The sequence below is a fragment of the Peteryoungia aggregata LMG 23059 genome, assembly GCF_030814435.1.
GTDB lineage: Bacteria > Pseudomonadota > Alphaproteobacteria > Rhizobiales > Rhizobiaceae > Allorhizobium > Allorhizobium aggregatum.
In genome coordinates this window covers 341,214-362,042 of the sequence record NZ_JAUSUW010000004.1, presented here as the reverse complement: position 1 = coordinate 362,042, position 20,829 = coordinate 341,214, and the positions used below count along the sequence as shown (strand labels likewise).

16 protein-coding genes, 3 pseudogenes and 1 riboswitch are annotated in these 20,829 nt (G+C 62.8%); of the genes and pseudogenes, 12 read left to right on the top strand and 7 right to left on the bottom strand.

Going from position 1 to position 20,829, the window contains the following annotated elements:
- Positions 1-133 precede the first annotated feature (133 nt).
- The 9 genes and pseudogenes from J2045_RS09100 to atzF all read left to right on the top strand — a co-directional run bounded on the left by J2045_RS09100 (position 134) and on the right by atzF (position 10,271).
- Positions 134-286, top strand: coding sequence for a hypothetical protein (locus tag J2045_RS09100; RefSeq protein ID WP_307371878.1), 153 nt, complete (start codon positions 134-136; stop codon positions 284-286).
- A riboswitch (guanidine-I (ykkC/yxkD leader) is annotated at positions 285-392 on the top strand. (Overlaps the previous gene by 2 nt.)
- Positions 393-467: 75 nt before the next feature.
- Positions 468-1,541, top strand: a complete 1,074-nt coding sequence (locus J2045_RS09095; protein ID WP_307371876.1) for a putative urea ABC transporter substrate-binding protein — start codon at positions 468-470, stop codon at positions 1,539-1,541.
- Positions 1,542-1,612: 71 nt separating this feature from the next.
- Positions 1,613-2,431 (top strand): ABC transporter permease, encoded by an 819-nt coding sequence (locus J2045_RS09090; protein ID WP_307371874.1) that lies wholly within the window; start codon positions 1,613-1,615, stop codon positions 2,429-2,431.
- Positions 2,428-3,250 (top strand): annotated as a pseudogene (locus J2045_RS09085) (ABC transporter ATP-binding protein); the annotation flags it as partial. The gene J2045_RS09090 and the pseudogene J2045_RS09085, both read left to right, overlap by 4 nt.
- A gap of 4 nt (positions 3,251-3,254) precedes the next feature.
- Complete coding sequence (locus tag J2045_RS09080) at positions 3,255-4,082, top strand: urea amidolyase associated protein UAAP1 (RefSeq protein WP_307371872.1); 828 nt, start codon at positions 3,255-3,257, stop codon at positions 4,080-4,082.
- A 14-nt stretch (positions 4,083-4,096) separates the two neighbouring features.
- A complete protein-coding gene (locus tag J2045_RS09075) occupies positions 4,097-4,750 on the top strand; it encodes an urea amidolyase associated protein UAAP2 (RefSeq protein WP_307371870.1) in 654 nt (217 codons plus the stop codon).
- Positions 4,750-6,999: pseudogene (locus tag J2045_RS09070) on the top strand (5-oxoprolinase/urea amidolyase family protein); the annotation flags it as partial. The gene J2045_RS09075 and the pseudogene J2045_RS09070, both read left to right, overlap by 1 nt.
- A 219-nt stretch (positions 7,000-7,218) precedes the next feature.
- A pseudogene (locus J2045_RS09065) lies at positions 7,219-8,472 on the top strand (carboxyltransferase domain-containing protein); the annotation flags it as partial.
- Positions 8,472-10,271, top strand: a complete 1,800-nt coding sequence (atzF, locus tag J2045_RS09060; protein ID WP_307371868.1) for an allophanate hydrolase — start codon at positions 8,472-8,474, stop codon at positions 10,269-10,271. The pseudogene J2045_RS09065 and the gene atzF, both read left to right, overlap by 1 nt.
- 50 nt (positions 10,272-10,321) lie before the next feature.
- Here atzF and J2045_RS09055 read toward each other — a convergent pair whose 3' ends face one another.
- The 5 genes from J2045_RS09055 to J2045_RS09035 form a co-directional block, all read right to left on the bottom strand.
- A complete protein-coding gene (locus J2045_RS09055; RefSeq protein WP_307371867.1) occupies positions 10,322-11,233 on the bottom strand; it encodes an SMP-30/gluconolactonase/LRE family protein in 912 nt (303 codons plus the stop codon).
- A gap of 20 nt (positions 11,234-11,253) precedes the next feature.
- Complete coding sequence (locus J2045_RS09050) at positions 11,254-12,207, bottom strand: ABC transporter permease (RefSeq protein ID WP_307371865.1); 954 nt, start codon at positions 12,205-12,207, stop codon at positions 11,254-11,256.
- Complete coding sequence (locus tag J2045_RS09045) at positions 12,204-13,151, bottom strand: ABC transporter permease (RefSeq protein ID WP_307371863.1); 948 nt, start codon at positions 13,149-13,151, stop codon at positions 12,204-12,206. The genes J2045_RS09050 and J2045_RS09045 overlap by 4 nt, the downstream gene beginning before the upstream one ends.
- Complete coding sequence (locus J2045_RS09040) at positions 13,148-14,605, bottom strand: ATP-binding cassette domain-containing protein (RefSeq protein ID WP_370873053.1); 1,458 nt, start codon at positions 14,603-14,605, stop codon at positions 13,148-13,150. Before J2045_RS09040 ends, J2045_RS09045 begins: the two co-directional genes overlap by 4 nt.
- 96 nt (positions 14,606-14,701) lie before the next feature.
- Positions 14,702-15,718 carry an ABC transporter substrate-binding protein gene (locus J2045_RS09035; RefSeq protein ID WP_307371859.1) on the bottom strand — a complete coding sequence of 339 codons (1,017 nt, stop codon included), beginning with the start codon at positions 15,716-15,718 and terminating at the stop codon, positions 14,702-14,704.
- 261 nt (positions 15,719-15,979) lie between these two features.
- Between J2045_RS09035 and J2045_RS09030 the strand changes: the two genes are divergently transcribed.
- The 3 genes from J2045_RS09030 to J2045_RS09020 are packed head-to-tail and all read left to right on the top strand — an operon-like array spanning position 15,980 to position 18,560.
- Positions 15,980-17,224, top strand: a complete 1,245-nt coding sequence (locus J2045_RS09030) for a GAF domain-containing sensor histidine kinase (RefSeq protein ID WP_307371857.1) — start codon at positions 15,980-15,982, stop codon at positions 17,222-17,224.
- On the top strand, positions 17,221-17,943 hold the full coding sequence (locus J2045_RS09025) for a response regulator transcription factor (protein WP_307371854.1): 723 nt from the start codon (positions 17,221-17,223) through the stop codon (positions 17,941-17,943). The genes J2045_RS09030 and J2045_RS09025 overlap by 4 nt, the downstream gene beginning before the upstream one ends.
- A 59-nt stretch (positions 17,944-18,002) precedes the next feature.
- Positions 18,003-18,560 (top strand): regulatory protein RecX, encoded by a 558-nt coding sequence (locus J2045_RS09020; RefSeq protein WP_307371852.1) that lies wholly within the window; start codon positions 18,003-18,005, stop codon positions 18,558-18,560.
- Between the two features lie 39 nt (positions 18,561-18,599).
- Here J2045_RS09020 and J2045_RS09015 read toward each other — a convergent pair whose 3' ends face one another.
- Together J2045_RS09015 and ocd are read right to left on the bottom strand one after the other, a co-directional pair.
- Entirely contained in the window at positions 18,600-19,598 is a 999-nt protein-coding gene (locus tag J2045_RS09015; RefSeq protein WP_307371850.1) for a GGDEF domain-containing protein, read from the bottom strand.
- Between the two features lie 88 nt (positions 19,599-19,686).
- Complete coding sequence (gene ocd, locus J2045_RS09010) at positions 19,687-20,739, bottom strand: ornithine cyclodeaminase (RefSeq protein ID WP_307371848.1); 1,053 nt, start codon at positions 20,737-20,739, stop codon at positions 19,687-19,689.
- Positions 20,740-20,829: the final 90 nt, after the last annotated feature.

Below are 20,829 nucleotides of genomic sequence, written 5' to 3'. Positions count from 1 at the left end.
GGCTTCTTCAAGACGTCATCACGCCTGCACTCCCTCTCCATCCATCGTTGTGTCGCTGTCTTTCGCGTTCGGCGGTCGTTGATCCCGGGTAGGAAAAGGGTGGCGGGGCGTGAATCGATTTCAGTAGAACGGAATGAGCCTGTTCTGGCGTTCCATCCTGCCTCATTCAGAAGCAAACATGATGGTTTTTGCGGCAGGCGATTTCCTGCAGCGCTGGAGCCGTCCGAATTCGCCTGAAAAACAGCGTTCTGCTCAACTGGCATACCCCTTGCTTCACCACTTGTAGAGTTAGCCGCTAGGGTTCCGGCGCCGCAAGGCGCGGCTGGTCCGAGAGCGGCTCCCGATGGAGAGACATCCCATCGGGTGCACGGCGGGACAAAAGCCCGGGAGACCTCGTAAGCCAAGGGATTGGCGGCGCGATGGTCCATGCCGATCCCTTTTCGAAGACGCAAAAGGGGAATTTCTACATGCAGACTGTCAAGACACTCCTGTCGATCACGGCTCTGGCCGGCGCTCTCGCCTTCAGCCAGATGACACCGGCCGAAGCTGCGCCGAAGAAAGATTTCAAGGTCGCCTGGTCGATCTATGTCGGCTGGATGCCCTGGGGCTATGCCAATGACACCGGCATCGTGAAGAAGTGGGCCGACAAATACGGCATCAACATCGAAGTCACGCAGTTCAACGACTACGTGGAATCGATGAACCAGTATACTGCCGGTGCCTTTGACGCCGTGACGCTCACCAACATGGATGGTCTGTCGATCCCCGCTGCCGGTGGCGTCGACACGACCGCCGTCATCGTTGGCGACTTTTCGAACGGCAACGACGCGCTGATCCTCAAGGGCAAGGACAAGCTCGAGGATGTGAAGGGCCAGAACGTCAATCTCGTCGAGTTCTCGGTCTCCCATTATCTGCTCGCCCGCGCCCTCGAAAGCATCGGTTCCTCCGAGCGTGACGTGAAGGTGGTCAACACCTCGGATGCCGACCTGGTCGCCGCCTACCAGACGCCTGATGTTACGGCGGTCGTGACCTGGAACCCGCTGGTCGCCAGCATTCTGGAAGATGCGTCGGCAAAGAAGGTCTTCGATAGTTCGCAGATCCCGGGCGAGATCATCGACCTGATGGTCGCCAATACCGACGTGCTCAAGGACAACCCGGACTTCGGCAAGGCGCTTGCCGGGATCTGGTACGACACGATGGCCGTCATGACGGCAGATACAGAAGAGGGCAAGGCAGCCCGCACGGCAATGGGAACGGCGTCCGGAACGGATCTGGCGGGCTTCGAAGCCCAGATGGCCGCCACCAAGCTCTTCGACAAACCCGCCGATGCCGTGGCATTCACCGCCTCGCCGGATCTGTCCAAGACCATGGATATCGTCCGCAACTTCCTCTTCGAAAAGGGGCTTCTCGGCAGCGGTGCGCCGTCTGCCGATGTCATCGGTATCGAACTGGCGGATGGCGCGGTCCTCGGCGACAAGGAAAACGTCAAGTTCCGCTTCACCACGACCTACATGGACGCGGCCGCCAAGGGCGCGCTCTGAGGCAGACCATACCGCCCGGTTGACGATGTCATCCGGGCGGCTCCCGTCTCCCTGAAATCCTGGAGTGGTCGATGCGCTGGATCAATGCTCATCCTGGAAATGGCGCGCGCCTGACGCTGGTGCTTCTGCCCTTCGTGCTGGTGCTGGCCGCCTACATGATCGGCTCGGCCGAACGGCTAGCAGAAAACCCGAACGACAAGCTTCTGCCCGGTTTCGCTACCCTCTGGGAGGCTGTCAGCCGGATGGCCTTCACAGCTGACGCCAGAACCGGCGAATACCTGCTTTGGTCGGACACCTGGGCGAGCCTGGGGCGTCTGTTCGCAGGGCTTGGCATTGCCACCGCGATCGCGCTGCTCCTCGGCCTCGTGATCGGCATTCTGCCCTATGCACGGGCAGGTCTCTCTCCCTTCGTCGGCGCCATCTCCATGGTTCCGCCCTTGGCGCTCCTGCCCATCCTTTTCATCGTCATGGGGCTCGGCGAGGCATCGAAGATCGCGCTGATCGTTATCGGTGTCGCACCGATCATGATCCGTGACCTGGCGCTGACCGCCGTTTCCCTGCCGCGCGAGATGATTGTCAAAGCGGAGACCCTCTCGGCCTCCTCCTGGCAGATTGCGCTGCGTGTGGTGCTGCCGCAGATCCTGCCGCGCCTGATCACCACGCTCCGCCTGCAGCTTGGCCCTGCCTGGCTTTTCCTGATCGCGGCCGAAGCGATCTCCTCCGACAGCGGCCTCGGCTACCGCATCTTCCTCGTCCGCCGCTATCTGTCGATGGACGTCATCTTCCCCTATGTCCTCTGGATCACGCTGCTTGCGATCCTCACCGACATCCTGCTCGATCGCCTGCGCATCGCTGTCTTCCCCTGGTCCGAACTGGAGAAGGGCAAATGAGCGCGCTCTCCATCAAAAACCTCTGGAAGGAATATGGCGACCAGATCGTGCTGGAAAACGTCTCGATCGAGATCGAATCCAGAGCCTTCGTCGCGCTGGTCGGCCCTTCCGGCTGCGGAAAATCCACCTTCCTGCGCCTGTTGCTCGGCCAGGAGCGCCAGACCAAGGGTGAGATCCTGCTCGATGGTCTGGCCTTGCCGAAGGAGCCGGGGCCGGACCGCGGCGTCGTCTTCCAGCGCTACTCGGTCTTCCCGCATCTGACCGTGCTCGGCAATGTCATGCTCGGCAAGGAGCTGAAAGCCTCCCGCTTCGCCGCCCGCCTGTTCGGTGCCGCGAAGCGCGAGGTCGAGGACGAAGCCCGCGCCATGATCGCGGCGGTCGGGCTTGCCGGTTCCGAGGACAAGTATCCGGCCCAGCTTTCCGGCGGCATGCAGCAGCGGCTGGCGCTCGCCCAGGCGCTCATCATGCGGCCCAAGGTGCTGCTGCTCGACGAACCCTTCGGCGCGCTCGATCCTGGTATCCGCGCCGAAATCCACACGCTGATGAAGACGCTCTGGCACGAGGCGCCGATGACTGTGGTCATGGTCACCCATGACATGCGCGAGGCCTTCACGCTGGCTACCCGCGTTGTTGCCTTCGAGCGCCCCCGCGATCGCCCCGAGGAAAAGCTCCGCTACGGCGCGACGATCACCCGCGACATCGCCATCTGGCCCCCCCGCAAGGCGGGCGAGGCCTCCCTCTTTCGCCCCGACCGGGACGGCCCGGTCTCTTCAAAGGGTCAATAGCCGGGACGACCCGGCCAACGAAACCACTGGAGATGACAATGCATATCCGACGTTCCCCCGAAGAGATCGCTGCCAACCGGGCGCGTTACGAGGAGCATCAGAAGAAGGGGCTGGAATTCGCACCGAAGGCGCTGCCAGCCAAGAGCGCAAAACCTGCGCCCGCAATCGCTGCTGACGCGATCGTGCACCAGGAAAAGCTGCCCGGCGGCTGGTATTGGTGGACCCGCGTCAAGGCCGGCGAAACGCTGCGCATCGCGCTCGACGAAGGAGTATCAACCGTATCGGTCGTGGCCTGGAATGCCGAAGACCCGACCGAGCGCATGAACCTGCCGGACACCGTCAAGGTGCAGTGGACCACCGGGCTTGGAAAGGGCCGTGTCATCTTCTCCGACATGGGCAAGGTGATGTTCTCGATCACCGAGGACAGCTCCGGCGCCCATGATGTGCTGATGGGCGGCTCGACCGCCTCATCGAACGCGAAGAAATATGCCGGCCAGAATGGTCCGGCGCTGCGCAATACCCGCGACAACTTCGTGCTGATCGCCACCAAATCAGGCCTCGACAAGCGCGACATTCCGGCGGCTCTCGCCCTTTTCGCCCCCGTCCGCGTCGATGCCGATGGCAAATTCGAGTGGAAACCGGATCTCGTTGAAGATGGCGACTATGTCGACTTGCGCGCCGAGATGGACATGATCGTCGGCTTCTCCAATTGCCCGCATCCGCTCGACCCAAACCCGGTCTATGCCCCCAATCCCGTCAGCATCCTCAGGATCGCGGCTATTGAGCCGACGGCGGATGATCTCAGCCGGACCGCAACCGCCGAAGCCGTCAGGGGCTTTGAAAACAACGCTTTTGCGGCTCTGTGAGAGGAGAGGCGATCATGACAAGTTTTATCCAGACCGCTCCCGCCCGCACGCTCTCCAACACCGCGCAGGATCACTATATCGCTGCCGAAGCGCCCTTCTCGACCTTCATCAAAAAGGGTCAGGTGGTGCGGATCGAGGACACCTATGGCCAGCAGGCCGTCGATACGTTGTTCTACAACGCCCATGATTTCTCCGAGCGCTATTCGAGCCAGGACACCATGCGCGAGCAGGGTGCTGCCTACATCTCCACCGGCACCAAGGTGATCTCCAACGAAGGCCGGGTGATGCTGACGGTCACCGCCGACAGCTGCGGCCGGCACGATACCTCTGCCGGCGCCTGCTCCTGCGAGAGCAACACGGTCCGCTTCGGCCACTACACGAAATACCTGCATGCCTGCCGCGACAACTTCGTCATCGAGGTTTCCAAACACGGCATGAGCAAGCGCGACGTGGTGCCGAACATCAACTTCTTCATGAACGTGCCGATCGAACCGTCAGGCGAAATGACCATCGTCGACGGCATTTCCGCCCCTGGCGACTATGTCGAGCTAAAGGCGGAGATGGACGTGCTGCTCGTCATCTCCAATTGCCCGCAGATCAACAACCCCTGCAACGGCTTCGATCCCACGCCCATACGGGTGCTCGTCTGGGACGACGAGGCGGCCTGATGTTCAAGAAGGTCCTGATTGCCAATCGCGGCGAGATCGCCGTGCGCGTCATCAAGACGCTGCAAAAAATGGGGATCGCAAGCGTTGCGGTCTATTCCGATGCCGACCGCTTTTCGAAACCCGTTCTGATGGCCGACGAGGCGGTGCGCCTCGGCCCCGCACCCGCCAGCGAAAGCTATCTGAACGTAGAGGCCGTCATCGCCGCCTGCCGTCAGACCGGTGCGCAAGCCGTCCATCCCGGCTATGGTTTTCTCTCGGAGAACATCGGCTTTGCCGAGCGGCTGAAGGCGGAAGGCATCACCTTCATCGGCCCGACGCCGGACAACATCTCCGCCTTCGGCCTGAAGCACACGGCCCGCGAACTGGCCCAGGCGAGCGGCGTGCCGCTCTTACCCGGCTCCGGCCTGCTCGACAGCCGGGAAGAGGCGCTCTCCGCAGCGGAGCAGATCGGCTTTCCGGTGATGCTGAAGTCGACAGCCGGCGGCGGCGGTATCGGCATGCAGCTCTGCGACAGTGCCGAGGCGCTTACTGCCGCCTTCGACACCGTCCAGCGCACGGCGAAATCCAGTTTCGGCGACGCCCGCGTCTATCTCGAACGCTTCGTCTCCAAGGCCCGCCATGTCGAGGTGCAGATCTTCGGCGATGGCAAGGGGAGGGTGATCGCGCTCGGTGAACGGGACTGCTCGCTGCAGCGCCGGAACCAGAAGGTGATCGAAGAAACGCCTGCCCCGGGTCTGTCCGATGCCGTGCGCCAGCGCCTGCATGCGGCAGCCGTGTCGCTCGGTAGCCAAGTGGCATACGCCTCCGCCGGCACGGTCGAATTCATCTATGATCCCGCCCGCGAGGAATTCTATTTCCTCGAGGTGAACACGCGTCTGCAGGTCGAGCATCCGGTCACGGAAGCCGTCTTCGGTGTGGATCTCGTCGAATGGATGATCCGCCAAGCCGCTGGCGAAGATGTGCTGACGGGCAGGCAAAACCTCGTGCCGAAGGGTGCAGCGATCGAAGCGCGCGTCTATGCAGAAATGCCCCATGCCGGCTTCCGCCCGAGTGCCGGCCTGCTGACCGAAGTTGTCTTCCCAGAGGGCGTCCGTGTCGACGGCTGGGTGGAAACGGGAACCGAAGTCACGCCTTACTACGATCCGATGCTGGCCAAGGTGATCGTCTCGGGCACGGATCGGGATACGGCCATTGCGGCGCTCTCGTCCGCGCTGGAAAAAACCTCGCTTGCCGGCATCGAGACCAACCTCGAATACCTGAAAGCCATTGCCGCCTCTGATCTGTTCCGCAGCGGCGATGTCGCGACCACGGCCTTGAAGGATTTCGCCTTCGTGCCCGATGTCGTCGAGGTGATCGCCCCCGGCGCGCAATCGAGCCTCCAGGAACTGCCGGGCCGCCTCGGCCTCTGGCATGTCGGCGTGCCGCCATCCGGCCCGATGGACGAACGCTCCTTCCGCCATGCCAACCGGCTGGTCGGCAACCACGATCATACGGCGGCCCTGGAGCTCACCGTGTCCGGGCCGGTGCTGAAATTCTTCTCCGATACCGTGATCGCGCTCGCCGGAGCGGCAATGCCCATGAAGCTCGACGGTGTCGAGTTGCCACACGACGAGGCGGTCCAGGTGAAAGCGGGCCAAACGCTGGCCATCGGCAGCATCACCGGTGCCGGCCAGCGCGCCTATCTGGCGGTCTCCGGCGGCTTCGACGCGCCTGTTGTCATGGGGTCCCGCGCCACCTTCGGCCTCGGCCAGTTCGGCGGCAATGCCACCGGCACGCTTCGCGCAGGCCATGTCTTGCGCCTGGCCCGCCGAAACCAGACCGATGTCCTGCCGGCAACCGAACCGGCGGAACTGACGCGCGAATGGTCCGTCGGCGTGCTCTACGGCCCGCATGGTGCGCCCGACTTTTTCCTCGAAGACGATATCGAGACGCTGTTCTCGACGCCTTACGAGGTGCATTTCAACTCGGCGCGCACGGGTGTGCGTCTGATCGGCCCGGCACCCAAATGGGCGCGCACCGATGGCGGCGAGGCGGGGCTTCACCCCTCCAACCTGCATGACAACGCCTATGCGATCGGCGCGATCGACTTTACCGGCGACATGCCGATCATCCTCGGTCCCGACGGCCCAAGCCTCGGCGGCTTCGTCTGCCCGGCGGTCATCGTCCGCGACGAGCAGTGGAAGATGGGCCAGTTCAAGCCGGGGGATAAGATCCGGTTTCATGCCGTTGGGCGGGAGGAGGATGGTGTCCTTTCCGCAGGCGTGGTGCCCGGTTTACCCCCCTCTGTCCTGCCGGACATCTCCCCCTCAAGGGGGGAGATTGGCAGGGAGGCACCCTCGGCGCTTTCAGAAGATAAGCTTTCCCCAGGATCCAGCATGCAGGCAGGCAAAACGGCTGCCTCTCCGCTCTCCCCCCTTGTGGGGGAGATGCCCGGCAGGGCAGAGGGGGGTAAAACTTCGCACTCCGCCATTGGCTCCCCGATCCTCGCCTCGAACGATACCGGCCCCATCTCCGTCGTCTACCGCCGCCAGGGCGATGACAATCTGCTGGTCGAATACGGCCCGATGCAGCTTGATATCGGCATCCGCATGCGAGTGCACCTGCTGATGCAGGCGGTCAAGGCGGCGAGACTTCAGGGCCTGATTGATCTGACGCCTGGCATCCGCTCGCTGCAGATCCATTATGACAGCACCACGCTGTCCCGCTCGAAACTCCTCGCCGCCCTCGCCGAGATCGAGAAAAGCCTCCCCCCGGTGTCCGAGGTCAAGGTGCCGAGCCGGACCGTCTGGCTGCCGCTGTCCTGGAACGATCCGGATGCGGAACTGGCCATGCGCAAGTATCAGGAACTCGTGCGCCCCAATGCGCCCTGGTGCCCCTCCAACATCGAGTTCATCCGCCGCATCAACGGGCTCCCCGACGAGCAGGCGGTGAAGGATACGATCTTCAACGCCTCTTATCTCGTGATGGGCCTCGGTGATGTCTATCTCGGCGCGCCGGTCGCAACCCCCATCGATCCCCGCCACCGGCTGGTGACGACGAAGTATAATCCGGCCCGCACCTGGACGCCGGAAAATGCCGTCGGCATCGGCGGCGCCTATATGTGCATCTACGGCATGGAAGGGCCGGGCGGCTATCAGCTCTTCGGGCGCACGATCCAGGTCTGGAACACCTGGCGGCAGACGGACGTCTTCGCCAAGGACAAGCCCTGGCTGCTCGATTTCTTCGACCAGATCCGCTTCTTCCCCGTGAGCCATGAAGAACTGACGGAGGCCCGCGCCGCCTTCCCGCATGGCGGCTATCCCATCCGCCTCGAGGAGGGCACCTTCTCCTATGCCGACTACGAGGCGGAGATGGTCCGCAATGCAGAGAGCATCGGCGCCTTCAAGCAGGGACAGCAGGCGGCCTTCGAGGCCGAGCGAAAGCGCTGGAAGGATGAGGGGCTCGACTCGTTCCAGGTCGATGACGGCGCGGGCGTTAGCCTCGGCGGCGATATCCCCGAAGGCTGCTTCGGGGTGGAAAGTGCTGTGCCCGGCAATGTCTGGAAATTGCTGGTCGAGGAAGGCCAGTCGGTGCAGGCTGGGGATACGCTTGCCATCATCGAGTCGATGAAAATGGAAATCACCGTCACCGCCCATGCCCCCGGCACAGTCCGGGATCTGCGTGCCGGGCCGGGTCGCAACGTCAAGGCCGGCGATGTCCTGGTCATCTTGGAGGATCTGTAATGCTGCCGACTATTCTCGATCTCGCTTCGCTGAAGGCCGCCTATGCCAGCGGGCTCACCCCGCTCGATCTCGTCGAAGAGGTGATCGCCCGCCGCAAGGCCTCCGATGATCCGGCGGTCTTCACTACAGAGACGCCGGATGATGACTTGCGGGCAGCCGCGAAGGCTCTGATAGCGCGTGCGCCGGAGCCGAACAGTCTGCCGCTCTGGGGCGTGCCCTTTGCCGTGAAGGACAATATCGACGTTTCAGGCCTGCCAACCACCGCAGCCTGCCCGGCCTTCGCCTACCAGCCGGAGATGGATTCCACAGTCGTTGCGAGACTGAAGGCTGCGGGTGCCCTCGTCATCGGCAAGACCAATCTCGACCAGTTCGCGACAGGCCTCAACGGCACGCGGTCGCCCTATGGCGCCCCGCGCTCCGTCTTCGACAAGGCCTATGTCTCCGGCGGCTCCTCGTCCGGCTCGGCGGTTACGGTTGGGGCGGGGCTGGCGAGCTTTGCGCTGGGCACCGATACCGCCGGTTCCGGTCGCGTGCCCGCCGCCTTCAACAACCTCGTCGGTATCAAGCCGACGCCCGGCCTCGTGCCGAATGTCGGCGTCGTGCCGGCCTGCCGTAGCGTCGACGTCGTCACGGTCTTTGCTGCAACCGTCGGCGATGGGGTCGCGATCCGCAAGGTCATGGATGGCCATGACGCCGGCGATCCCTATTCCCGCAAGGCGTCGCCAGCGGCCCTGCCGGGTTCAGGCCTGCGCATCGGTGTGCTCGAAGGAGCCGAGCGTGAATTCTTCGGGAACAAGGAGGTAGAAGCCCTCTACGATCAGGCCATCGAGCGGGCAAAATCACTCGGCGCTGTGATCGTCCCCTTCGACTACGCGCCGTTTCGACAGGCGGCCGAACTGCTCTATAACGGCCCCTGGGTGGCCGAACGTCTGGCGGCAGTGAAGGAGTTCATCGGCACCAATGCCGATGATTTCGATCCGACCGTGCGCACCATCATTGAGGGTGCCAGGGGTTACGACGCGGTTGCGGCATTCGAGGGCCAGTACAAGCTTGGCCATCTCGGCCAGAAGACGCTTGTCGAATGGGAAAAGCTCGACGTCCTGATGCTCCCGACCTCGCCGACCACCTACACGGTCGAGGCGATGCTGGCAGACCCGATCGTCAAGAACAGCCATTTCGGTCGCTACACCAACTTCGCCAATCTCTTCGGCTATGCGGCCATCGCCGTGCCGGGCGGCTTCGGCTCGGATGGCCTGCCCAGCGGCGTCACCTTCTTCGGTCCCTCCTTCTCCGACGATGCGCTGGCGCCCTTTGCCGATGCCATGCATCGCGCCGCCCGGTCCGGCATGGGCAAGGACAAGACAGCAGTCCTGCCGGAAGGCTCGAAGGTTGCCGAGCCCGACGATGGCCTCGTCACCATCATGGTCGTCGGCGCGCATCTGACCGGCATGCCGCTGAACCATGAACTGACGGGCCCCGGCGGCAGACTGGTGAAGACCTGCCGCACCGCCGGCGACTACCGCCTCTTCGTCCTGCCCAACACCACGCCGCCCAAACCGGGCCTGATCCGCGAGCCGGGTTTCTCCGGCAAGGGACTGGAGGTGGAGGTGTGGAAGGTCACGCCATCAGCCTTCGGGCGCTTCGTCCAGAACATCCCCGCACCGCTCGGCATCGGCAAGGTCACCCTCGACGACGGCGCCCAAGTCTCGGGCTTCCTCTGCGAGCCCTATGCCATAGAGGGTGCGCAGGAGGTCACTGATCTCGGCGGCTGGCGCGCCTATATCGCGTCGAGGAAGTAAGGGTTCTGTTGGCGCCTGCCTGAGCGCAGGCGCCAATGCGAGACTTGGACTTAAGGAACCTGCGCGCCCCGCGTCGCGGTATAGATCGCATAAAGCGAGGTCGACGCGGTGATGAACAGGCGGTTCCGGCGTGGCCCGCCGAAGGTCAGGTTGGCGACCGCCTGCGGCACCAGGATCTTGCCGAGCAGCGTGCCGTCGGGATGGAAGCAATGCACGCCGTCGGCAGCACTTGACCAGATGTTTCCTTCCACATCCGTCCGCATCCCGTCGGGAATGCCCTTGTCGATATGGGCAAAGACGCGTCCATTCGTCAGCCGTTTGTCCTCGGTGACATCGAACACCCTGATATGCCGCGGGGCGTCCGGTTTATGGCTGGCGCCGGAATCGGCGACGTAGAGCAGTTTCTCGTCTGGCGAGAAGCAGAGCCCGTTCGGCTGCAGGAAGTCGTCGATCATGACGGTGAGTTCGCCGTTCGAGGGATCGAGCCGGTAGACATTGCGGCTCGCCTGTTCCTCGTCGGCCTTGTAGCCCTCGTAATCGGAGAGGATGCCGTAGGACGGGTCGCTGAACCAGACGCTGCCGTCGGACTTGACCACAACGTCATTGGGGGAATTCAGCCGCTTGCCGGAGTAGTGATCCGCAAGCGTGGTGATCGTCCCGTCGATCTCGGTGCGGATGACGCGGCGCCCGCCGTGTTCGCAGGACACGAGCCGTCCCTCGCGGTCGCGGGTATTGCCGTTGATGAAATGCGACGGCGCGCGATAGACCGAGATGCCAGCACCCTCGATCCAGCGCAGCACGCGCTCGTTGGGAATATCGCTGAACAGCAGATAGCCGCCATCGTTGAACCAGACGGGACCCTCGGCCCATCGGCAGCCGGTGTAAAGTTCATCCAGGCCGGCGCTGGACACCAGCAGGTCGCAGAAGCGGGGGTCGCGGATCTCGTAATGCGGGTTTTCCATGGGACGATCCTGGCAGGGCTTCAGGTTTTGCTGGCGCTGCGCGTGGTCGGCAGCATGATGACGGCGATGATGATGAGACCGGTGAGAATGAGGCGGATGCCGGCTCCAAAACCGTAGGTATTCAGCATCGAAACGACAAGGAACATGAAGAGCGAGGCGCCCCATATCCCCGGAACATTCGAATTGCCGCCGGCAACCGCCGTGCCGCCGATAACGACGACCGCGATCGACATCAGGAGATATTCCGTGCCCATGTTGAGGGCTGCGCCGCCCGAGAAGCTGGCGAGCAGATAGCCGCAGAGGGAAGCGAGCACGGCGCAGAGCAGGTAGGTGACAAGCCGCGTGCCGTCGATCGGGATGCCGGCCATGCGGGCGGCGCGGATGCTCTGGCCGATCGCGGCGATCGAGCGTCCATAGACCGTGCGGTTGATCACGTACCAGACGAGTACCGAGAGCACCAAGGCAACGAGCGAGACATTCGGGATGCCCGCAGTCGAGGAGGTGGTGAAGTCGGCAAGCCAGCTTGGCGGCTTTATGCGCAGTCCCCGGTTCGTCCAGATCGCCGTCGACTGCACGATGAAGCTCATCGATAGCGTCGCGATGATCGGCGGAATGCGGAGCAGTTTGATGAGCGCATAGTTGCCGATGCCGATCGCGATCCCGACACCGATGGCGACCAGCAGCCCTGTCAGGATCATGCTGTTCTCGACATTCATGACCTTCAGCGAGACGGTCGCCGCAAGTGTCATATTGGCGGGAACCGAGAGGTCGATATTGCCGGGGCCAAGCGTGATCACCAGCATCTGCCCGAGACCGACGAGCACCGAGAAGGCGCCGAAGGTGAGGGCAGCCTGTGCAAGCCCGACCGTGCTTGCCCCGCCGGTGAAGACGATGGTGACCAGGAAGACGCTGGCTGCTGCGATGAACGACCAGATCCAGGTCCGGGAGAAGAGCATGGAGAGGTGCTTGCTCATGCCTTGCCCTTCCGGCCTTCGGCGCGATTGAGGACGACGCGCAGCGTCAGCACCAGGATCAGGATCGCCCCCTGAGCCCCGATCTGCCAGTCCGGCGAGATCCTGAGGAAGGAGAGGAACGAGCCTGCCAGCGTGAGGGTCAGCGCACCGATCACGGCACCGATCGGCGAAACGCGACCGCCGACGAATTCGCCGCCGCCGAGAATGACACCGGCGATCGAGAGCAGCGTATAGCGCAGCGCGATATTGGCGTCCGCTGAGGTCGTGAGCCCCACCAGCGCCATGCCGGCGAGCACCGCAAAGAACCCGGCGAGACCATAGACGGCCGCCCGTGCTCCGATGATCGACCATCCGGCCCGGGCAACCGAGCGGCTGTTGCCGCCCACCCCGCGCAAGACGACACCGAATGATGAGCGCATGATGACATAGTGGCTGACAACGGCGATCAGGATGCTGGCCACAATCGCCATGGGAAGCAGCGGCGGCTTGACCGTCATGATCGTGCGGATCCAGCCGGGCGCTTCACCGCCCGGTGCTGGCAGGATCAGCACGGCAAGCCCGCCCCAGACAAAGCTCATGCCGAGTGTCACCACGATCGAGGGCAGGTCCCGGAGGTGGATCATCACGCCGATCAGGGCGTAGACACCGATTGCTGCCATCAGAATGAGGACACCCAGCAGCGGAGACGACTGCAGGAAGGTTGCCGTCACGCAGGCGACGAAGCTGACAAAGGTGCCCATCGACAGATCAAGGTCGTTGACCGTCATGATCAGCATCTGCGCAATGGTGGCGAGCGCGATCGGGACAGCCAGGTTGAACAGCAGATTTAGCCCCGTGTAGCTCATGGCCCGTGGCTGCAGATAGAATACAGCTGCGAGGAGCCCGACCAGCGAAAGGGCGGGGATCAGCAGGCGCAGACCTTCGGCGGAGAAGAACTTCGTCATGCGGCCTCCTGGAAGGAGGCGGAGAGGATGTTTTCTTCCGCCACCTCGTCCCCCTTCAGTTCGGCAACGATGCTGCCGTTGTTGAAGACATAGACGCGGTCGCAGAGGCAGACCTCGTCCATCTCGGTCGAGTACCAGACAAAGGTCCGCCCTTGATCTGCCTCCTGGCGCAGGATCGCATAGACCTCCTGCTTGGTGCCGAAGTCCACCCCGCGCATCGGGTCATCCATCAAAACCACGGGGGCTCGGCTGGCAAGCGCCCGGGCGAAGAGAACCTTCTGCTGGTTTCCGCCCGAGAGCGACAGGATCTGATTGTCCATGTCGGGGGTGCGGATACCGATCCGCTCCTTCCAGGTCTGCCCCAGCATCTCTTCCCGATTGAAATCCAGGGTCTGCAGCCGCGACAGATCCGGCAGGATGCCAATACTGAGGTTTCTTAAGATGCTCCACAGCGTGAAGGTGCCGTTGACGGCCCGGTCGCCGGCAACGAAGGCGACCTCGGGGTCATCGGCCCGCAGCCAGTTGCCGGTTCGGGATTCGAAGAGGCCGACCAGCATGTCCGTCTGGCCATGGCCGCCGAGACCGGCGAAACCAACGATTTCACCCTTCATGGCCTGGAAGGGGAGGCCGCGTCCGCGCACCGGCGTTGCGGTCAGCACACTCGCCGTGTCGGTCCTGTGCAGGTGCGTGCGCGCCTCGCGCGTCTTCACCACGCTGCCCATGGCCTCGATCAGGCCGTGTTCCGAAAATTCCTCGGCCGGCCTCTGGCTGACCACCCTTCCGTCCTTCATGACGACAATGCGGCTGGAGACCGACAGGATCTCGCCGAGAATGTGCGAGATGAACAGGATCGAGCCGCCATCGCGGACAAAGCGCTCGACATAGGCGAGCAGTTGCTCGGCAAGCCGCGCATCCAGCGAGGAAGTCGGCTCGTCCAGAATGACGAGGCGGACGGGGCTGCCGATCTCGCAGAAGGTAATGGCGATCTCCACCATCTGGCGTTCAGCAATGGTGAGCGTGCCGACGGCCTCGTGGCAGTCGATCGAATGTCCCGGGAAGATCTCCTGCAATTTGCTCTCGATCAGGGCAGCACCCCGCTTGCGCCAGCCCCAGCCTTGCAGGCTGCGATGCATCACGCGGGTGTTCTCCACGATCGTCAGGTTCGGGCAGAGCGACAGTTCCTGGAAGACGCAGCGAATGCCGGCCTCGCGCGCAGCATTGATGCTATGGCCTCCGCTGCCGTGACCGTATCGGATGGTCCCCTCATGCGGGCTGAGCCCGCCATTGATAACGTTGACGATGGTGGATTTGCCGGCGCCATTATGGCCAACAAGGCCGACGCATTCTCCAGCCCCGATCTCCAGCGTGACGCCGTCGAGCGCCTTCACCGCGCCGAAACTCACTCTTGCATCGGTAACGCTGACGACGGGCCGTCCATCGCCCTTATCGAGCATGGCATTCATTCTGAACAACTCTCTCACTCATGCGCCAAGGGTTCCCCATCCCGCCCGGCCCGAAGGCCGGACGGTCCGGGGAGGTTTTCCATTCGATCACTTGGCGGACGCGATCACCTTCTGGGCGTCTTCGAGCGAATACTCGACATTGGCGACGCCGCCGGCCTGGGTGTTGGCCAGGTTTGCTTCGAGGTTGTCCTGGTCGATGCGCAGGAAGGGCACGACGAGGTCCTTCTTGACTTCCTTGCCGTCAAGAATCTGCTGGGCGACCCAGAAGGCAAGCGTGGATACACCGGGCGCAATCGAGACCGACATGGTCTCATACTTGTTGGCGTCCTTCTGTTCCTTCCACCATTTCAGCTCGTCTTCGCGGTTGCCCATGACGATGACGGGCATCGGACGGTTGGCAGCCGCAATCGCCTGGGCCGCGCCATAGCCATCACCACCCTGGGTCACGACGCCGACCAGTTCCGGCAGGCTCGGCAGGATGCCGGCGACGGCCTTCTGGGCCACGTCCTGCGCCCAGTCGCCATGCACGGAGCCGACGATCTTGAACTGCGGGAACTGCTTCACGCCTTCATGGATGCCGGCCGAGATTTCGTCATCGACGAAGACGCCGGCAAGGCCGCGGATTTCGAGCAGGTTGCCGCCCTGCGGCAGCTTGCCGGAGAGATATTCGACCTGGCTGCGCCCCATTTCCTTGAAGTCGACGGCGATGCGCCAGGCACAGGGTTCGGTGACGATGCCGTCGAAGGAGACGACGGTGATGCCGGCGTCACAGGCCTCCTTGACGGCGCCGTTCAGCGCCGTCGGCGAAGCAGCATTGATGACGATGGCATCATAGCCCTGCAGGATCATGTTCTGGATCTGGGCTGCCTGTTCGGTCGCCTGGTTTTCGGCGGTGGTGAAGGCGTCGGCGGCTGCGACCTGTCCGGCCTTGACAGCCTCGCCGGTCACCTTTTCCCAGCTGGTCAGCATGGCCTGGCGCCAGGAATTGCCGGCATAATTGTTCGAAAGGGCAATCTTCTTGCCCGAGGTGTCGGCCAGTGCGGGCATGGATGTGGCGAGAAGGCACAGTGCCGCGCTCGCCAGAAGGTATCTGCTGGTCTTCATGATCTCACTCCCTGTTGTCCGGCGCGCTTGTCGCCGGTTTCCTCCAAACAGCCGGGTGTCTCCCGGTCTGAATTCCCCGCCGAGTTCCTCTTCTCGGCGGGATGAGGATGGATGGAATGGCGCCGACTGTCGAGGTCGCGCTCGGCAGGACGTTTGCGGGATCTACGCAAGAACATGCGGGATCTCGCAAGACGACGGAGAGGTGGCCATGTGTTATGAGGGGGAGTGCGGTCAGGGGAGTGACCGCGCGGGAGGATGACCATGCTCAAGATCGCGCCACCGGCATTGCTCGATCATTATCTTGGCATATCACGGCTTTTGGCCGGACAACTCGATTTCCGATCCGCCATCAAGGCCGTCGGCGTCGAAGTATCGCATATCGTGCCGCATGACCACCTCGATGTCTGCATCATGATGGTAAACGGGCTGTACCATACCGCCTATGAAAGTGGCTTGGACACCTTTTGGGGTCAGACGGCACCGGCTCCCGTCACCAGCAGCCCGATCCGAACCCTGCTCTGGGGCGAAATCGATTTCCTGCTGACGCCCGATGCGCAGCAGGAGAGCCGTTACCACAGCGACACGCCCTTCACCCGTCCGATCTTCGAACACAATCTGCGCGGACGCATCCACGTGCCGCTCAAGGTCGGTGGCGAGGTCATCGGTGCGCTCAGTTGCTCCTCGCATCAGGTTGATTTCTATACGCCCCAGGATGTCGAAAACGCCCAGTCGATCGCAGACCTCCTGTCGCCCTATTTCTTCGCACTCCGCGCCGCCGAACAGGCCAAGCAGTCGGCGATCATTGAGGCCGAGGCACGGGCACGGGAGGAGGGTTTGCGACTGGGAGCCCTCAACCTGACGGAGGCGCTCGAAGGCGAACGGCAGCGCATTGGCATGGATCTGCATGATCAGACGCTCGCCGACCTCACGCGGCTGTCGCGCCGGCTGGACCGGATGATGCAGGAAAAGGACCTGAGCGGGGAAATGCTGGAGCCTGTTTCCCGCAGCCTGCAGCAATGCATGCAAAACCTCCGCGAGATCATCGAGGAGGCAAAGCCCGCGGTCCTGCAATTGTTCGGATTCGCCCATGCCATCGAGAACCATCTGGACCGCGCCGTCCGTGACCAGGGGGCGACGCTCTCCTGGCGTCTGATAGACGAGACCGAAGCGGCGATCGACCTCCTCGACCAGACGGTCCGGATCGCGCTGTTCCGGATCACCCAGGAGGCGATCAACAACGCCGTCAGGCATGCCCATGCCGTAAGCCTCGACGTGCGCCTGCGTGCGAGCAGTTCGTCCGTGATCATCGAAGTCAGCGACGACGGGCGCGGCCTGTCGCGGGGCGCGCGTGGTGAAGGCGGCGGGATCGACAACATGATGACCCGCGCACGCCTGATCTCGGCGAAGTTTGCCATCGGTGCCAACCGTGAGGGGGAGGGGACGACGGTGCGCGTTCAGCTGTCGCTGTCGATACAGGCGACGAAGGCCAGGGGAGACGAAGCATGAAGGTCCTGATTGTGGAGGACGATCCCCTGCATCGCTCCTATCTGCTGGAGGCGGTCTGTGCTGCCCTGCCGGAATGCCGGGATGTGCTGGAAGCGGAGAATGGTGCCGACGGAGAAAAGATGGCCCGCGAGCACAAGTCCGCCCATATCGTGATGGATCTGCAGATGAATGCCCGCAATGGCATCGAGGCGGCGCGAACGATCTGGAAGGAGCGGCCGGATACCCGCATCCTATTCTGGTCGAACTATTCGGATGAAGCCTATGTGCGCGGCGTTTCCCGTATCGTGCCTGACGGGGCTGCCTATGGCTATGTCCTGAAATCCGCCTCCGACGAACGCCTGAAGCTCGCGCTGCGCAGCATTTTCGTCGAGGCGCAATGCGTGATCGACCGCGAGGTTCGCGGCATGCAGCAGAAGAGCCTTGGGCAGGTGAAAGGCTTCAGCGACAGCGAATACGAAATCCTCGTCGATATCGCGCTCGGCCTCACCGATCGTACCATCGCCCGCCGCCGTGGCCTGTCGCTGCGCAGCGTGCAAAACCGGTTGCAGCAGCTCTACGAGAAGCTCGGTGTCTACCAGATGTCGACGGAAGAGGCGGACGAGGGGCGCTATAACCTGCGCGCCCGCGCCGTGACGGTTGCTCTTTTGCGTAAGCTTCTGAACTATAGCGCCCTTGAACGCGCAGAGGCCGAACTCGCGGATTGGCTGAGGTCGCACTGACGGTCCCCGCCGCGTCGCTTCATGGTTGACGACGACCTGGGAAGCTGGGAGACGGGGTTATGGACGCTTCCTCGGACACCAACGACAACCAGCCCACGCCACGGATGCTCGCCTGGGCGAAGAATTCCGCTGCCTACCGGCTCGCCAAGCGTATGATGACGGAGCGGGAACTGGCCGATGCCATCAAGCGCAAGGCCCGGACGAAGTTTGAGGATATAACCGAGGCGCAGGTCAATGCGCTGGCAGAAACGGCGCTCGCCTTCGGCCGCAGCATGAAGGCGCTCGACGATCAGAATTACGCTGAGATCCGGGCGAACTCGGCTGCCCGCAGCGGTCGCTCCAAACGGGCAATCGCCCGCAAGCTCGCCGAAAAAGGTGTCGACAAGAGTATTGTCACATCGGTTCTTCTTGATGCCGATGATCTACGCGCAGCCATCGTCTATGCCCGCAAGAAGGCCTTCGGCCCCTTCCGGCGCCCCGATGTGGAAGCGGATGAAGCGCGCTGGACGAAGGAAATCTCCTCCTTTGCGCGACAGGGCTTCAGCTTCGATCTCGCAAAGCGGGTTCTCGACTTGGAGCGTGACGAGGCCGAGGATATCCTCCTCGGCTCGCCGTGATCGGTGGCTTGCAGAATGCGAACGAGAGCGTTTGCGATTTTATATCCCATTGCCGGCAATCCGGTTGCCATTCGGGATATCGCCTGACTGCACCCATGAGCAGGTGACGCGGTTGCGACCGTTCGCCTTGGATCGATAGAGAGCCTCGTCCGCACGACGCAGTGCATCTGCCAGACTCTGGTCGCTAGGCTCAAACATGGTGACACCGAAACTCGCTGTCACAGTTCCATCCATCTCCGGACAGCGCGAGGCCTCGATCGCCTGTCGCAGACGTTCGGCAATCGCAAATGCGCTGTTGGCCGTTGCGCCCGGCAGAAGAACGGCGAATTCCTCACCCCCCAGCCGCGAGATCACGTCGCAGTCACGCAGGGCAGTCCTGCAGACATCCACCACCTCGATCAGCACCCGATCGCCGGCCAGATGCCCAAACCGGTCGTTGATCTGCTTGAAGTGGTCGATATCGAAGCTGATCAGGCCGATCGACGGAGGCTCTTCGCGTTCGACGAGCCGTTCCACTGCGGCCTGGAAAGCAAGGCGAGACGTGGCACCCGTCAGCCAGTCTTGATCGGTTTGCCGCCGGAGTTCCATTTCCTTCATGACAAGGCCAGCGAGCGATTGGAGGATCGCCTTCTGTCGCTCGTCGAAGCGCCGCGGTTCGCGATCGATGACACACAGTGATCCCAGGCGCGCTTTCTCGGGCGTCACAAGTGGCGCGCCTGCATAAAAGCGAATATGCGGGATCCCGGTCACGAGTGGGTTTCGCGCCGTCCGGATGTCGTGTTCTGCGTCGGAGATGACCAGAACCTCATCGCTGCGGATGGTCTCGTTGCAGAAGGCCTGCTCGCGCGGTGTTTCGCGAAAATCGACACCGATATTCGTCTTGAACCACTGACGCCGGTCGTCCACGAATGAGATGAGCACGATCGGGGTTTCAAAGATCAGGCGCGCCAGCGCCGCGATCCGTTCAAAGGGTTCTTCGTTCGGCGTATCGAGGATGCCGTATTGACCGAGTATGCGTAAGCGTTCGACTTCGTTCATTCGGGCATGCTCCCTCGCCATCCGGAGACCATAAATCCCAAACATTTCCGTCCGCTTAAATTAGACGAGTGCTTCCTCACGGGAAACATCAGTCCTTCGCGCGTTGCAGCATGCCGAACAGGTCGCGCGGATCGTCCGGGTCGGCGATCAGGTCAACGGACTGGAAGAAGGCCGTGCCACGGACGCGGTCACGCACATAACGAAGAGCCGAAAAATCCTCGATCGCAAAACCGACGCTGTCGAACAGGGTGATCTGCTTTTCATCGCGCCGACCCGCCGCCTGGCCGGTGACCACCTGCCAGAGCTCCGTCACGGGATAATCAGGCGCCATCTGCTGGATCTCGCCTTCGATCCGCGTCTGCGGCGGATATTCGACGAATGTTTCGGCGCGCGAGAGGATGTCGCGGTGCAGTTCCGTCTTACCGGGACAGTCGCCGCCGATCGCGTTGATATGCACGCCGGCCCCGACCATGTTGTCGGTCAGGATTGTCGCATACTGCTTGTCGGCGGTGCAGGTCGTGATGATCTGGGCGCCCTCGATAGCAGCCTGGGACGTCTCGCAGGCCATGACAGTGAGGCCGGAGCCTTCGAGATTCCGACGTGTTTTCTCGGTCGCCTTGGGGTCGATGTCGAACAGCCGCACATGGGTAATACCAAGCACCGCCTTCATGGCCAGCGCCTGGAACTCCGCCTGGGCACCATTGCCGATCATCGCCATCGTGGTCGCTCCCTTTGGAGCAAGATGACGTGCCGCCATGGCGGACGTTGCGGCGGTTCGAAGGGCGGTCAGCAGCGTCATCTCGGTCAAGAGGACTGGATAGCCGGTGGAAACGTCGGCGAGCAGGCCGAAGGCGGTCACGGTCTGCAGACCCTCCGCCATGTTCTTCGGGTGACCGTTCACATACTTGAACGAATAGATCTCGCCATCCGATGTCGGCATCAGCTCAATGACGCCTTCCCGCGAATGCGAGGCAACGCGCGGCGTCTTGTCGAACAGCTCCCACCGCCTGAAGTCGGCCTCGATAACGTCGGTCAGCTCGGTGAGCACCCGTTCGATGCCGATATGATGCACGAGCCGCATCATGTTCTCGACGCTGACAAAGGGGACGAGGGCTTTTTCCGAAGGGGCTGGCGCTGTCATGATCCACCGGTTGAAAACGAGGCTGGACGAAGTCTAGCGGTGGTCTGGGTATGCCGAAACGGCGATAATCTGTCATTTTGCACGATCTTA